The organism is Amycolatopsis cihanbeyliensis, assembly GCF_006715045.1.
In the GTDB taxonomy this organism is placed as follows: Bacteria; Actinomycetota; Actinomycetes; order Mycobacteriales; family Pseudonocardiaceae; genus Amycolatopsis; species Amycolatopsis cihanbeyliensis.
Genome location: NZ_VFML01000001.1, coordinates 281,720 through 296,517 on the forward strand (window position 1 = coordinate 281,720; position 14,798 = coordinate 296,517).

Here is a 14,798-nt window from a genome sequence, read left to right on the forward strand (position 1 = left end):
GACCCCAGCTGTAGGTCGTGACCGAGCGCGCGCCGGGCCGCCACCTCACGCAGCCGCTCGTCGCCGCCTGCGCGAAAGCCAGCAACCAGGCCGAAGCCCAGCGCACGGCACAGTGCGAGGTACAAGATCAGATCAATCCCGCCGCCGATCTGGACTTCGACGTCGTCAGCCGCAACTGCGGCGTCGTCCACACCCCGAGCCGGCTTTCCGGTGGCGAGAAGTTCCTCGCCTCCCTCGCGCTGGCCCTGGCTGAACTGCACTCCCTGAGCGGACCTCGTCTCGGGTCGCTGTTCCTGGACGAAGGGTACGCGTCGCCGAGTTCACGGTAAACGCGTTGCTCAACAGGTCCGCACGTGACGCGAACGTCTCCGGGGCAGGGACGCAACCGGCGAGCCGATTCCGGAGGAGGGCTTGGACGAGGCCTGGCGCGCGTACCACGAGAAACCCGCCACCGGGTCGGCGAGCGCGGCCGGGGCGCCGGCCGGCTGTCGCCGAAGTGCATGCTGTACTGGGTGCGGAACACACTCGCCTGGCTCGCGCAGTTGCGGTGCTGGCGGCGCTCGCCGACCAGGACCGCGGGTTCGATGCCATCGTGATCGGCGAATATGAGCGCGCGTCCGCCGCATCGCGCAACCGGAGAAGATCGCCTGGTGGATCGTTAACGTGGCGCCGCCGGAAGGCGAATACCTGAACGGAGTCGTGGTCCGCGTCGGCGGCGGGCTCGCCGCGGCCTGAACGAGTCCCGCGGACATCGAGTACCGCGCATCACCCCGACGCGGTAGTGGATCACCCGGACAGGTGGTAGCGGATCGTATCGGCTGGTGCGGCGGGTTAGCATCCCCGCAGCGGGAGCGGCCCTGCCCAGGGACCGTCCGCCTCCCGCACGGTCAATGTCCGCCCGTGCCACATATCCCTTGGTACGCGGGCACGGGCACCGCTCGTCGTGCGACAGGGGAGGGCACCAGGTGAGTCGCTTCTCGCGTGCGGTCTCCGCGACGCGTCGTGCCTGGCGCGTTGCCCGCACGGGCGGGCGCTCGTTCCCACTGGCCGTCGCGGGCATCGTCGCGTTCGTGCTGGCCGGGGTCCTGATACCCGGCGCAGCGACGATCGCCGGGTATTCCGGGCATGCCCTGGCGGCGATCGGCTATACCACGCTGCTCGTGTTGCAGTTGCTGATCTGCCTGTACGGGCTGGTGCTCCGGGTGGCCGGGATGACGCTACGCCAGACCTGGCCGCTGCTGCTGGCGAGCGCAGTGGTCGCGTGCGTACTCATGATCGAGTTCCATCACCTGCTGTTTCCCTTGGGCAACATTTCCATGTTCGGGGTCCTGCTGCTCATCCTGATCACCAATCCGTGGTGTTGGGTCGCCTACCTCGGCACCGAACTGCTCGCCCTCGCGGTGCTGTGGCTGTGGGCTCCACCTGCCCCGGCCAGCCTGGACACGGCCACCACGGTGCAAAACTGCGTCATCTATCTCGTCGGCGGGATCGCGATGCGCTCGATGACGTGGCTTGCGGTGCATGCGGCGCAACTGGCCGAGGCCAAGGCCGAGATCGCATGGCTGACCGTGACACAGGAGCGAGACCGGATATCCCAGGATCTGCACGACCGGCTTGGACAGGATCTCGTGTCGATCATGATGCGTACTGAACTGGCGGGGCGGCTGGCGACCACGGACCCGGGACGCGCGGAACGGGAAAGCCGGGCCGCGCATCTGGTGGCGCGCCGGGCGTCGCAGGAAATGCGCGGTATCGCGCACGGGACGCTGGTGGCCGATCTGGATGCCGAATTGGCCGCCGCGGTCGAGTTGCTGGAGTCGCGCGGCGCGGCCTGCCGGTTGCGGATCGGCGAGTATCCCGACGGGCCCGCCGCCGATGTCCTGGCCTGGGTGCTGCGGGAATCGGTGACCAATATCCTGCGGCACAGCGAGCCGACGATCTGCACGCTGGAGCTGGTACAGACCGGTGACCGGTTCGAGTTCCTGATCGAGAATGACGGGGTCACCGGACGCGGTGACGCGGCACCGGGTCGTGGGCTGGCCGGTATCGCCGAGCGGGTCCGGCGGATCGGCGGGACTTGCGGCACGGAGGTCACCGACGGCCAGTTCCGGCTGACCGCCACACTCGCGGCAGGACCGGCCGACACCGGATGACCCGGTCGCGGCCCGCGCGCCGGATCGTCCGGTGGTATGGCTCGCACCGAATCTTCTCGTGGCTCCGCAACGGCCGGTGGCCACCCTTACCGGGCGTGTCCGGCTCGGCCCGCCGCGGACCTGACACCCAGTGATTCGCCGATCAGTTGCCCGATGTCGTCGGCGGGTATGCCGGTGAACGGGGAACCCTTGCCGCCCCAGAAACGTATGGTGCGTGCCGCGACGATGCCGGCGGTGTCGTCCTCGCCGTCGAATTGCCCGTCGAGTCCCCAGTCGCGGGTCAGTTCGGCGATTCCGGTGCTCGGGTCGGCGGGCCAACGGCCGTGGCCTGCCGAGTGAATCCAGTGCCAGGCCTTATGCAGGCGCGCCCGGTCGCCGAACCGGCTGTCCCCGTCTTCGATGCGCCGCCACCAAACCGGCAGCAGTGCCGCCACCGCGGCTACCGGGTGCACGCCGAGGTGGGTTGCCAGTTCGCTGGCGACCACCCGGCACTTGTCGATGTGCAGCGAGTCCCGGCGAAACACCAGACCCAGTTCCCGCGCGGCGTTCGCGCGCGCGGCGAGCAACTGCTCGGCCGGTCCGAAGTCTCCGTCGAGCGCACCGATACCGCAGGTCACCAGCAGGCGGATGGCGGCTTTCGTCGCGGCCTCGGCCAGGGTGTCGCGTACCGTGCCGTCGGTGCAGGGGCCGATGAAGCGCAGCAGGGCTGCGGATATCCCCTCGATCAGGAGCTGCCGGGGAAGGGACGCGGTGAACATGCTGTCCAGCACCGCGGTTTCCGGTGGCAGTTGCGGTCCGTGCACGAGGCGCCGGTGCCCGCGTAGCCGGACCACCGCGTACGGGCGCAGTTCGGCGGCCGATCCGATGGTCGTCGGGATGAGGATCCGCCGTGGTTGGCCGCCGGTCGCGGTTGGCAGCTCGACCAGGCCGTGCCGGGCGCCGCGGGCCCGCACGGTCGGCAGGGTCCGCGGGTCGGCGTACTGCTGGCAGGCGAGTTTGGTGGTGTCCAGGATGCCGCTGCCACCGATCGCCACCACCCGGTCGGCGGATGTGGCCGCTATCAACGCGGCGAGCGATTCGACCCGCTCCACCGTCGCCGGTGGTTGGATCACCTGGATTCGGTCGGCGGGTAGTCCCAACGCGTTATGGATGCTTTCCACGAGCGGGAACCGGGCCGCCGCGAAACTCGCGTCCAGTACCAGCAGGGTCCGGGTACCGGCGTCCGCGATCGCGGCTCGCCAGGCACCGCGTCCCACGTGGACACTGGTGCGCTGCCCCGGCCACAGAATGGTGTCCTCGTTAGCTGATCGGTACATATCCTGACGCCGCCTGGTAATAGGTTCCGAACATTCCTTGGGTACGCGCGAACAGGACGCCGCCGGCCTGCCGCATTTCCTCGGGTGCGACCGTGCACTGCACCGCGCTGATGCACCCGGCGAGGGCGAGCAGTACGATATCCAGCTCTCGGCGAAGGTCCACCGGCAGCGTCGTCACCGACGCGCCGGCGATCACTACGACCGTGGCACACAGCACGAGGAACACCTTTGACCAACCGATCTTCCAGTTTTGCAAATCGGTATTGATTCCCTCCGTCGGACCGGAGTAGCCGACGGAGGGAATCCGCAGGGACGGGCGGTGGCAGGTCAGCCGTCGCGCTGCCGGTCGCCTGCCCATCCTCCGCAGCAGCAGCCCGATCATGACGAGTGCCAGCGCACCGATGATGAACACTTCCCAGTCACCAGGCGGCCCCCGCGAGGTCGGCACTGGGAACGAGATTTCCGTACATGGGTCACCTCCTTCCCGCTCGTCGGCACGGCCGTTCAGGGTCGGCTTCTGGCCTGGTGCCCGCGAAAAACACGATTCCCGGGACATGATCAGTTTCCGTCCTCTCGGGCCAGACGCCTGCGGCGGCGGGCGAACAGCACGATCAGCGTGCCCGCGATGACGAGTGCGACGGCCAGTGAGATCCACCAGCTCAAACCGGCACCGGTCACCGCGAGCCCGCCCACTCCTCCGGTGACACCACCGGGTCCAGGCTTGTACATTCGATTCCTCCTTCCATTGATACGAGATGAGAACTGTCGGTGGGGACGTCGCACTGGTCATGCTTCGACGGCGACCTCCCGGCTGCTCACTGTTTCGGCGTTGCGCCGAGTCTTGGACCAGCCATGCTGGCCGCGGATCATCCGGTAGACCGCGCGCACGGAGGTCACGTAGAAGGTGCAGACATACAGTGCGAAGCCAAGCCCCATACCGAGTCCGGCGACAAGGCCGCGTTCGCGGCGGCATTGGAACTGGTAAATGAATCCCCAGACCACGAAGGGCCCGGTGGCCAGCGCCGCGAACAGCGTCAGCATCAGCCAGCCACCGCCGGTCAGCACGCTTGCCAGCGCGGCGGGTTCACTGATCACCTGCCCGAGCAGGAGCAGCAGAGGTATGGGATAGACGACCGCGCCGACCAGTTGCAGCCAGGGCTGGATCAGGTAGTAGCTGACTTCGGTGACACCCAGTGCCCGGAAGTGCGGCGACCGCCAGACCGAGGGCAGGTACCGGACGCACTGCATGGTTCCCTGCCCCCACCGGGTTCGCTGGGTGATGAACCGGCGCAGGCTGTACAAACCCTCCTGCGAGACATAGGAGTCCGATGTGGACGCGGTGCGCCATCCGGCCATGAGCAGGTGCACGCCGAGCTCGTAGTCCTCCAGCAGCAGGCCGCGCCAAGGCTGGCCGGTACCCCGTGCGATGGTGTGCAGCGCCGACATCCGGGTGAACTGGCCGTTGCCGCCCATCGCCACAGTCCCGGCGTATGCCCGGGAATGCTGGATGGCCGAGATCGCGGTGCGGAACTCCATATCCTGTAGCTGGACGAGTTTCAGCGCGGCCCAGCGCTTGGGGCGGCTTGGCCAGTCGGGTTCGGTGTCCCGGTTGAGCATCCGGACCTCGACCTGTACCGCGCCCACCGCGCCGTCGCCGAAGAGGTGGTCCGCGGCGCACACATCCAGGCAGTTGGGCGCGAGCACCCCGTCCGCGTCGACGACGCCGACGATGACCTTCTCCCAGGACAGGTGCCCGCCCAGCCAGGCGGCGAGTTCCTGGTAGGCGGCGTTGAGCGCGTCGCCTTTCCCGGTACGCGCCTGCGGGGGCCGCCTGCCCACCAGGTGGATGTGTGGGTCGGGATCGCCCTCGGCGTGCATGAGCGAGGTGACCACTCGCGCGGTGCCGTCGTGCGAGTCGTCGTCGATGACCCAGACATGCGCTGCGGGAAACGTCGACCGTAACCGGAAGATGGTGTCACCGATGACGGTTTCCTCATCCCGGCAGGGCACGAAGAAATGCCACTCGAACTCGCCGCCGTTGCCTTCCGGCATCCGCCGCCGGCACACGAACGGCACCACGATCGCGCACACGTACGCGATGAAGACACCGCTGCTGGTGTAGGTGAAAACCCCGATGAGTGTGCTGAACATTGCCCGCTACCTTCCTAGGAACGAGAAGTTCCACAGGTTGTCCATCACGATGTCCGTGTCGGACCTTTCGTTCTGCGCCCAGGAGTGCTGAAACACCTCGTTGAGCCGCTGCGACAGGTCGCCTCCTCGCCATTCCGGGCCGATCCAGTAGTTCAGGTAGTAGTTCGGCGCGAACTCGGCGGCGGGTGCCGCCCAGAAGTCGCGGCTGGGTTCGGTCACATAGGAGTGCACAGACTGCGCCGCGTGGGTACGCCACGTGGATTCGGCATTGTCCGAACTGGACAACAGGATCGCCAGCTGCAGGTTCTGGTCGTCCAGGAACTCGCTTTCCAGGGTTCCGTCGACCGACTCCCTGGTCGCCAGTCCACCGATATCGATCGCTCGACGATCGGCCTGGTAGGGCAACACGCCCGCGTCGGCAACGGCGAGCGCACCGTCCGGTAGCTGGGCCTGGTGGATCGCCTGACCGACCGCCTGGTGCGCAGCCGCCAAGCGGTACCGATAGGCCAGCATGCTGGTCATCTCGGTGGCATCACCGAATCCGACCACGGTGGACAGTCCAACCGCCCCGAGCGCCGCGGCTCCGGCGATCTTGCGCATGCTGCCGGCCACCACGGCGATCGCCACGATTCCGGTGCCGATGGCAACACCCGTCGACAACTGCCCTGGTGCCCACAGCAGCACGGTGCCGGTCGCCACGGCGAGCGCGACCAGCGCCAGCCCGCGCTGCCGCCCCGGCTCCGGTGTGCCGGGATCGGACACCAAGCGCATCGGCCTGCTCAACACCAGCAGCGCTACCGGGAAGAGCAGCTGCCAGTAGAACCGGTGACCGGTGTCCATCACCAGCTCGGACTGCCGGTACACCCCGAACACCAGGACCGCGGAGGTCACCGCCAGCACCACCGGCACCGCGTCCCGCAGCATCTCGGTCCGTGACCACAGTGAGGCTCCGGTGACCCGGCGGTACAGCGCGAAGCCCAGCACGAGGCCGATCAGGACGGGCAGCAGGATCGGCCCGGCCACCGGCAGCACATACATGATCTTGATCAGCAACGGCTCGTCGCCGCTGGTCTTCTTGTAGAACGTGTTGGGGAAGAAGGAACCGAAGTACCACCACCGGGCTCCCCAGTAGACCGCCCATCCGGCGAGCACGACGAACGCGCCGCGCCGGTTGGCCGTGCTCCGGTCGATCAGCAGCGACCAGCAGATCGCCACGGCGGCCAGCACGATGCCCTCCGGCCTGCTCAGCGCCACCGCCCCGGCCAGCACGAACCCACCGCGCCCCAACGCCCCTCGGCGGTAGACGATGGCGAAAAGCCAGGCGATCAGTAACGCGAAGGACACAGTCTCCAGCCCCATGAACAGCTGGAGGTGGAAGATCGGGCTGGCCAGCGTCACCGCGAACAGGACGAACTCCTGTCCCCTCGGTAACCGGGCTCGGCGCACGACGACGACATAGCCAACCGCGATGCCGACCGCCAGGATCTTGAAGAACAACTCGGCGGATATTCCCAGCGCCGCCGGGATGATCGACAGCACCGCGTACAGCGGGTTGGTGTACCCCTCGACGGGCGGGCCGTCGCTGTTCCAGTTCCAGACGCCGTGCTCGACTAGGTTCTTACCGTATCGCCAGGTGATGAACGAATCGTCCATCGTCACCCGGAAGAACAAGAACCCCAGGGCCAGCGCCACCAGGCCGAGCACCACATAGCCCAGGCCCCACAGGCCCCGTCCCTGGGCTCCACCGGGGGTGTCCACCGAGCATTCCGGCATGCGCTCCAGGTCGTCGGCGGTCGCGGGATCGTGCTCGGCCGCGTCACTCGCCGGCAGCGACACCAGGTGCTTCCGCCACGTGCGTAACGCATCTGGGGTGGCGGTCCCGGTCACCGATTCCTGGTCGACCGGAACGAATTCAACGCCACCACCCGGTCGCGCGACGGCGATCTCCCGGTTCAGTCTGTCGCCGACCGCGAGCAATCTGGTGCCCGGTGCGCCGCCACGGAACGCGTTCCAGGCCGGAATTGGCTGGCCGAACACGCTCGGGGCGTCGGCGCCGCCGTCGTCCACGACGTACGCGGTTGCCGGATTGCCAGGTGTCAGCGCGAAAAGCTCGGTCAGCCGGGCGGAATCACCGGTCTTTGCCCAGTCGTCGACGACGTCGGCTGGTGCGGCACCGCTGGTTGTGACGGTGGCGGCCGCCGGGGACAGCGCACGGCCGGATGGCTGCGGTTGCTCCAGGTCGCCGGTCTGGCTGGCCACCGGGTTGCCCAGTGCTGACATTCTTTCTCCAGATGACTTTCTGAATGGGAAATGGCCGGTGTGTCCAGCCAGGAAAAGGGACGATTGTCGAATGAATGGCGCCGAGGGCTTGGCCCGGCCCCGATGTCACCGACGTGGCCGGGGCCATAGCAGGCCTGCGGCCCCGGCCACGTCGATGGAGTTTCAGCGAAATCGGATCTGCTACTTCTCGACCACGGTGCCCTTCAATGGCACCGGAGTGAACCCATCGAGCTTGGCTTCTCCGACAGCCTTCTCTCCCGGTGTCGCACTGGCGTCCACCTTGGCGATAGCCGTGATGGAGAGCTTGAACGCCTTGATGTCGTCACCGAAGGTCGCCTTCATCTCCTCGGCAGGCGGCAGGGTCACCGCGAGCGTGCCGTCATCGTTGCGCTGCACCAGGTTGTTGATCCCGATACCTTTCCCGATGCCGTTGTGTCCGACAACCACATAGGACACGTTACCGAAGGTGAACCCTTCCGGTGCCCTCAGCGTCACCGTCTTACCCGCGATGCTGGTGACATCGCCGTTCTTCGGCTCGAAGTTGACGTCAAGGTAGCTGTTCTCGCCCGGCTTCGCGGTGGGCACGACGTTCTGGTAGAACTCCGGCTTCTCGGCGCGGACCGTCTTCGGATCGGAGGACACCGGGTCACCGCTGCCTTCCTTGGGCTTGGCGACCACCTTGACCTGGCTACCGTCCTTCAGGTTGTTCGGCAGCGTGATCTTCGCCTTGCCGTCCTTGATCTCGACCGGACCACCGATCTGCTTGCCGTCCTGGTCGACCGCGGTCACCACACTGCCGTCGCTACCGGTCACCGTCAGTTCGTCACCCGGCCGCACGTCACCAGCGGGTGAGGTGATCACCGGCTTGTCCACACCGGCCTGTACGGTCTTCTCGTCGGAGAATTTCGGCTGACCAGAGCCGTCCTTGGCCTTCGCCTCGACCCTGACCTTGGCACCGTTCGGCAGGTCGTCGTTCAGCGTGACCTTGGCCTGGCCGTCCTTGACCTCCACCGACGGCCCAACCGGCTTGCCGTCCTTGTCGACCGGGGTCACCACGCTACCGTCGCTACCGGTCACCGTCAGCTCCTGGCCCGGTTTCACCGTGTCGCCCTCCGGCGAGGTGATCACCGGCTGCTTCACGTGAGGGGCAGGATCGTCACCCGACTTGACGTTGACGATCTTTGGATCCGATGCCGCGGCCGGGCCCCCTTCGAGCTTCTGCGACGTCGCCTGGATTAGATGCGTCTGGCCCGCCTTCAGATCGGACGGCAGCCTCAGCTTCCACGTGCCCTGGGCATCGGCCACGACCGAGGGTTCCGGATACGCGGTTCCGTCCACCTTGAACCGCACCGTAGTGCCAGGATCAGCCTTACCGGTCAGCTCACCACCCTCCGGGAGATCCACGGTGTTCCCGGCAGGCGCGATGGTCGGCTTACCCGGTGCCTTCGGCAACTGGACCGGAAGGTAAGCCAACCCCTTTTGGTTGGAGCGCAGCAGACCGAAGAGGTTGTTCAAGGCAACGTCGCCACCCACATTGATCATCCGACCGGGATTCTCCGGAACGGTGAACTCACACGTCGCCCGGACGTTGGAATTGAAGAAGTCCGAGACGACATTCTCACCGATAACCCCCGAAGCCAGATCGGCGAACAGGTTCCGCACCTGAGCGACCAGACCACCCACGTCGACGGGCTCGAAGTTGAAACCGCCCTCCTTCTTACCGCGCTCGAACTTCTGCGTCGCCGGTTGCTGCCCGCGCCCGAAGTCCGCACACGTCTCACCATTCAAGGTGATGTTCGCCGTCTGCCAGGCGAACAACTTGACCAGATCCTGCGCGGCATTGAGCTGCCCTTTGCCGGCCTTGTCGGCCTGGAACGTGGTCCAGATGTTCCACAGATCCCACTCGACCGACACCGTAGCGCGCTCGCCGGGTAGAACCTTGCCCTCCTTCTTGTTCACCTTGAAATGCATCCGATCCGGCGTGCCCGGCCGCTTGTCCAGTTCGGTCCAACTGTTGTTGTCCGGACGCCCTTCCGCGGCCGCCACCCCTTGGCTGGCTACTCCACCTACGAGCGCGGCACCCATGGCGGTTAACACCGCCGCGCGCGCAAAAGGCTTCAGCCCCCTGCGTTTCTGCTCTTTTACCGGCATGGATTCAATCTCCACTCTTTTCATTCGGAGCAGAACTCGAGCGAGTTCCTCGTGATTTCAGGCTATGAATCCTCAACCGGTCGCGCAAGTGGTTCCGAAGAGCGGGTGAGGAATCTGTCGAGGCGTCGTGCGATAATTACACGGTCCCGTTGGTTTAATTCTTCACATGCCCTGGCCGGCGGCGGTCCGGCGGAACGGGCACACGGACGCCGCTCAGCCCCTCGGGGTTTCCGACTGAAGCTGGGCCTCCACGATCAGGCGCTGGTAGTTGTCCCACTTCGGGTTACAGGTGGTCAGGACCAGGCGGGACTCGGTCGGCTGGGCACCGGTCTGCCCCGGTAGCGGCGCGAGTTCCGCCGACGCGTTCGGGCCGACGATACGTGTGCCCGTGACCTGATAGGTGTAACGCGCCCGCGGACCTTCCACCTCGATCACGTCACCCGCGGCGAGTTCGTCAAGGTCCCAGAACACGCCGGGAATACGATGTCCGGCAACCGCGAAGTTCCCGATTTCGCCGGGCATTTGGGTGCCCCGATAGTGACCGGGGCCGGATCGTAGCGCCTGCTGGGTCGTGCCCTCGGTCACCACCCAGCGCAGGCCGAGCCGGGGAATCGAAAGCCGGACCAGCGGTTGCCCCTCCGTCGCCACCCGATCTCGGGGCGCCGTTGTCCCCGGGGCAGCGGCAGGCTGGTCCACCGTCGGGTCGGGTGCCACCAGGCCAGTCCACTGCTGCTCCAGTGCGTGGTCCAGTTCGGCCTGGGCGTCCTGTAGCTCGCCTAGCTGGCCCCAGGTCTTGTAGGCGACGAAGAGCAACGCGACGATGCCGAGCGTCACACAGATCTCGCCCACGCTGCAGACCACCCGAAGCGTCCACTCCCGCCGGCGGCTGAGAGCGGCCGTGTTTCGCGCCATCGCTACGCGGCCATTCCCGCCGCGGGCAGGTCGAGGAACCTTTCGATCGCGCGGACGGCACGATGCCCGGCATCACCGGCGCCATAAGGATTCCGGGCGGCAAGCTCTACCTTGTTCGCCAGCAGCTGTTCGGCCGTCTCGACGATCCGGACGTCATCGGTCCCGACCAGCCACGCGCTGCCGGACTCGATGGCTTCCCGGCGTTCGGTGGCTTCCCTGGTCACCAGCACCGGAACGGCGAAACTCGGTGCCTCCTCCTGGATACCGCCCGAGTCGGTGACGATGAGCGTGCAGCGCCGCATCACCCAGACAAGGTCGGAATAGGCCAGCGGATCGGTGATCGTGACCCGGGGCGTAGTGCGCAGGGCGGATCGGACCTGGGCTCGGACCGCCGGATTGGGATGCGCGGGCAACACCACCCGTAGCTCGGGATGAGCGGTGACGATCTTCCGCACGGCGACGAGCACCCGATCGATACCATCGCCCCACGATTCGCGCCGGTGCAAGGTTACCAACATCAACCGCCTGGCATCCCGGACGCCCTCGCGCAAATCCGGGTCGGCTATCGGTAGCTCCTTCGCGGCAATGTGATGCAGGGCATCGACGACCGTATTCCCGGTCAGTACCACCCGTTCCGCGGGAATGGCCTCGTCCAGCAGGGCACGCGCGGCCGATTCGGTCGGCGCCAGATGCAGCGACGCGATCCTGGAAACCAGTACCCGATTCGCCTCTTCCGGGAAAGGCGCCCGCAGATTTCCCGTCCTGAGCCCGGCCTCGACGTGCACGACCGGTATTCCCCGCCAGAAAGCCGCAAGGGCACCGGCGAGGGTGGTCGCCGTATCGCCCTGCACGACTACCGCGGACGGCGCGAAATCGCTGATCGCGGCATCGAGCGCGCCGAGCATGCCACCGGTGACCGAAGCCAGCCCGCCCGCACCACGCGCGAAGCACAGTTGCCGGTCGACGTGCAGGTCGAACGGTTCCAGTGCCTGCCCGACCATGGTCGGATGCTGCCCGCTGGCGACGATCCGCGGGGTCATCGACGCGTGCCCGGCCATGGCCAGCGTGACCGGCGCCAGTTTGACCGCCTCCGGCCTGGTCCCGGCGACCATCAGGATGTTTTTCTTCATGAGTGCGATCACCAATACCCGTGAGAGGAATTCCGGCGCCACCTCGACGCGGACGACTATCAAGAGGCTAACACGACGAAAACGACGATAAGATGTTCTATCCACGACCTGCTGGCATCTGATGAAACATTACACAACGCGCCGATGGCACCCTTCACGACCACCACCGGAGAGGTGGCACCCGTGTAAATATTCACGGGTCACCAGTGTGACAGTTCCCGGAGAAACGATTGAACTCTGTAGTTTCCCCGGTGCCGGCTACCGGGCATCATCACCACGGCGCACCGTGAAGCGGCGACGGGGTCGGCTTCCTTCGGTTGCGCGGACCGGCAGCCCGGTGCCCCCAGATTCCCGGGCTGCCGGTACCCGGAACGAGCGCCTCGGTGCGACTCGATTCGGGGGGAGCCGCACCGAGGCCGCACCATCCAGCGGGAGGAGGAACCGACCATGACACTGTACTCGTTCCTGTGGCGGCTGCTTCCCGGTCCGGTCGCCGTGAAAACAACTCTTTGCCTGGCGATACTGGCCGGGCTCGGCCTGGTGCTGTGGTATCTGGTCTTCCCCGTCATCGACGACTGGCTGTTCCCGACCGACGCGGCCATCGTCCAACCCTGACAGCGTCCCACAAACGGGTGGCCACCACTGAAGACGCCATCGCGTACCGGCGGAGGTGTGCTTACCATCCGGGCATCCGTCCACTGTGCTCGGGCGGCGGATAAGCCGATCGGGGAACAGATGAAATGGCACCAGAAGTTCCGGGAGGCGACGGTGGGCCAGATAAAGGTAATCTGGTCTGCTGGCAGAACAGCAAAACTCGCCGCGCTTGGCCTTGTGTCGGTCGCATGCATGATATCGGGCGTGACCCTTTTCTCGACGGTACAAAATTATCACGGCACAGGAGAAGCATTACTTTCAGAACTCTGCCTGGTGCCTCTGACCTTTGTCCTATTACTAGGGCTGGCTTACCGGATCCGGGCAGCAACCCCCAGTTCGATGATCGCGCTCGTAGTTGCGCAGCTAGCACTGCTGGTTGCTACCCGTCTGGCACTGCGACTGGAAGGCACGCCCATCGAGTTAACGTTCTGTTGGCTGATGCTCATCATTATCCCAGGAGTGCTGGCATGGTGGGTCTACGGTGGCCTTTGCCTGGCATATTTTGCTTACGTTTACTATGTTCAGAGGGCACTACATGGAATGGAACCCCCTCCGGATATCCTGCAAAAGCTAGTGGAAAGCTTGCCCTTCATCGCACAGTACTTTGCCGTTGGCTTGGCGATTCGATCTATGGTCAACATGGCGATGCTCTCCTTGGCGCTGCTGCGTGCACGCGCAGAGATCACCCGATTGGGTGTAGCTCGAGAGCGTTCCAGGATGTCCCAACAGCTCCATGACCGGCTCGGTCATAGCATGGTCGCCATCATGTTGCGCAGCGAGCTGGCCGAACGGTTGTCCGGAGTGGACGACGCCAAGGCCCGGACCGAGATGCGGGCGGTCAACGACACCGCCAGGGAAACCCTCGACGACGTCCGGCGGATCGCGCACGGCGGGCTGAACACCAGCTTCGACCGCGAACTCTACGGCGCCACCGAACTCCTCGAAGCGTCCGGGATCCATTGCCTGCTGCACATCGCGGGTGAGCCCGATGGCCGCACCGCGGAGGTACTGGGCTGGGTGCTCCGGGAGGCCACCACCAACGTGCTGAAACACAGCACGGCCACCGAATGCGTCATCACGCTGAGCGAAGCCGACAAGGCGTACGCCCTCACCATGGCGAACGACGGCGTGGCACAGCACGGCCAGGAGCGGATCGGCTCCGTGCCACGCTGCATCACCGGTCGAGTCGAGGAAGCCGGTGGCTCGGTGACGGTCGGCCGGTCACGGGGAAAGTTCACGCTACGGGTCGAGATGCCAGCCCGGCCGGTGCGGCCGAGCGGTATCGCCAACGACCTCCGGGCAGCCCGACATGAGGAGAACGCGTGATGATCCAGGTACTGCTGGCCGAGGACCAGCGGGTCCTCCGTGACGCGCTGGTGTCGCTACTCGAACTGGAACAGGATATCGAGGTGATCGGTGCGACCGACTGCGGCGGGAACGTCGTCCCACTGACTACCACCAGGCGACCGGACGTGGTGATCCTCGACATCGGCCTGCCGGACATCAGCGGGCTCGCCGTGGCCAGCGAGCTACGACGCCAGTGTCCCGATATCCGGATCCTGCTGCTCACCTCGCTGGACAAACCCGGTACCGTGCGCGAAGCCCTGTCCGCGGGGGTGGACGGTTTCCTCCCCAAGGGAGTCACCAGTGGCGAACTGGTCACCGGGATCCGGCAGGTGCACGCCGGGAAACGTGTGGTGTCCCCGGACCTGGTCTCCGCCGCACTCGCTATCGGCGAGAATCCACTGACTCCCCGCGAACGCAGCATTCTCCAACTCGCCGCGGCGGGCACGCCACCGCCGGAAATCGCAAACCAACTGTTCCTCGCCGAGGGCACCGTGCGCAATCACATCACTCGGGTGATCGGCAAACTCTCCGCGCGCAATGCCACGGACGCGGTGCGCATCGCCGACCAGCTCGGCTGGCTCTGAACCCGGCGGGCACTGCCTACTCTGCGGGGAGTAGCTGCTGTTTGCTGACCATGGACCACAATCCCCGGCCAATGGGAGCAGTGATACACCACGATTCCACGCGGTGCTGAAGCGACAACT

General features: G+C 66.1%; 13 protein-coding genes. 5 read left to right on the top strand and 8 right to left on the bottom strand.

Features of this window, described 5'->3' with window-relative positions:
• The first annotated feature begins 17 nt into the window (after positions 1 to 17).
• Both FB471_RS00885 and FB471_RS00890 read left to right on the top strand, forming a co-directional pair.
• Positions 18 to 329, top strand: coding sequence for a hypothetical protein (locus FB471_RS00885; RefSeq protein WP_211357915.1), 312 nt, complete (start codon positions 18 to 20; stop codon positions 327 to 329).
• A gap of 636 nt (positions 330 to 965) precedes the next feature.
• On the top strand, positions 966 to 2,153 hold the full coding sequence (locus FB471_RS00890) for a sensor histidine kinase (RefSeq protein WP_170220655.1): 1,188 nt from the start codon (positions 966 to 968) through the stop codon (positions 2,151 to 2,153).
• A gap of 86 nt (positions 2,154 to 2,239) precedes the next feature.
• Here the strand turns inward: FB471_RS00890 and FB471_RS00895 are convergent, their stop codons facing one another.
• The 8 genes from FB471_RS00895 to wecB all read right to left on the bottom strand — a co-directional run bounded on the left by FB471_RS00895 (position 2,240) and on the right by wecB (position 12,093).
• Positions 2,240 to 3,469 (bottom strand): iron-containing alcohol dehydrogenase, encoded by a 1,230-nt coding sequence (locus FB471_RS00895; protein WP_141995471.1) that lies wholly within the window; start codon positions 3,467 to 3,469, stop codon positions 2,240 to 2,242.
• On the bottom strand, positions 3,453 to 3,881 hold the full coding sequence (locus FB471_RS00900) for a hypothetical protein (protein ID WP_141995472.1): 429 nt from the start codon (positions 3,879 to 3,881) through the stop codon (positions 3,453 to 3,455). Before FB471_RS00900 ends, FB471_RS00895 begins: the two co-directional genes overlap by 17 nt.
• A 146-nt stretch (positions 3,882 to 4,027) precedes the next feature.
• The gene (locus tag FB471_RS00905) at positions 4,028 to 4,198 is read right to left on the bottom strand and encodes a peptidase (RefSeq protein WP_141995473.1); all 171 of its coding nucleotides are present in this window, start codon (positions 4,196 to 4,198) and stop codon (positions 4,028 to 4,030) included.
• 57 nt (positions 4,199 to 4,255) lie between these two features.
• Positions 4,256 to 5,620 (bottom strand): XrtP-associated glycosyltransferase, encoded by a 1,365-nt coding sequence (locus FB471_RS00910; RefSeq protein ID WP_141995474.1) that lies wholly within the window; start codon positions 5,618 to 5,620, stop codon positions 4,256 to 4,258.
• Positions 5,621 to 5,626: 6 nt separating this feature from the next.
• Positions 5,627 to 7,900, bottom strand: a complete 2,274-nt coding sequence (locus FB471_RS00915; protein ID WP_141995475.1) for a hypothetical protein — start codon at positions 7,898 to 7,900, stop codon at positions 5,627 to 5,629.
• Positions 7,901 to 8,080: 180 nt separating this feature from the next.
• A complete protein-coding gene (locus tag FB471_RS00920; RefSeq protein WP_141995476.1) occupies positions 8,081 to 10,066 on the bottom strand; it encodes a DUF4097 domain-containing protein in 1,986 nt (661 codons plus the stop codon).
• A gap of 198 nt (positions 10,067 to 10,264) precedes the next feature.
• Complete coding sequence (locus FB471_RS00925; protein WP_170220656.1) at positions 10,265 to 10,900, bottom strand: class E sortase; 636 nt, start codon at positions 10,898 to 10,900, stop codon at positions 10,265 to 10,267.
• 65 nt (positions 10,901 to 10,965) lie between these two features.
• Positions 10,966 to 12,093, bottom strand: a complete 1,128-nt coding sequence (gene wecB, locus FB471_RS00930) for a non-hydrolyzing UDP-N-acetylglucosamine 2-epimerase (RefSeq protein WP_141995478.1) — start codon at positions 12,091 to 12,093, stop codon at positions 10,966 to 10,968.
• A gap of 447 nt (positions 12,094 to 12,540) precedes the next feature.
• On the opposite strand from wecB, the gene FB471_RS33905 reads away from it, so the two are divergent.
• From FB471_RS33905 to FB471_RS00940, 3 genes are all read left to right on the top strand, one after another.
• The gene (locus tag FB471_RS33905; RefSeq protein WP_170220630.1) at positions 12,541 to 12,708 is read left to right on the top strand and encodes a hypothetical protein; all 168 of its coding nucleotides are present in this window, start codon (positions 12,541 to 12,543) and stop codon (positions 12,706 to 12,708) included.
• A gap of 120 nt (positions 12,709 to 12,828) precedes the next feature.
• On the top strand, positions 12,829 to 14,073 hold the full coding sequence (locus FB471_RS00935; protein ID WP_141995479.1) for a sensor histidine kinase: 1,245 nt from the start codon (positions 12,829 to 12,831) through the stop codon (positions 14,071 to 14,073).
• Positions 14,073 to 14,678: a response regulator transcription factor gene (locus tag FB471_RS00940; RefSeq protein ID WP_170220657.1), complete on the top strand. Its 606-nt coding sequence runs from the start codon at positions 14,073 to 14,075 to the stop codon at positions 14,676 to 14,678. The genes FB471_RS00935 and FB471_RS00940 overlap by 1 nt, the downstream gene beginning before the upstream one ends.
• Positions 14,679 to 14,798: the final 120 nt, after the last annotated feature.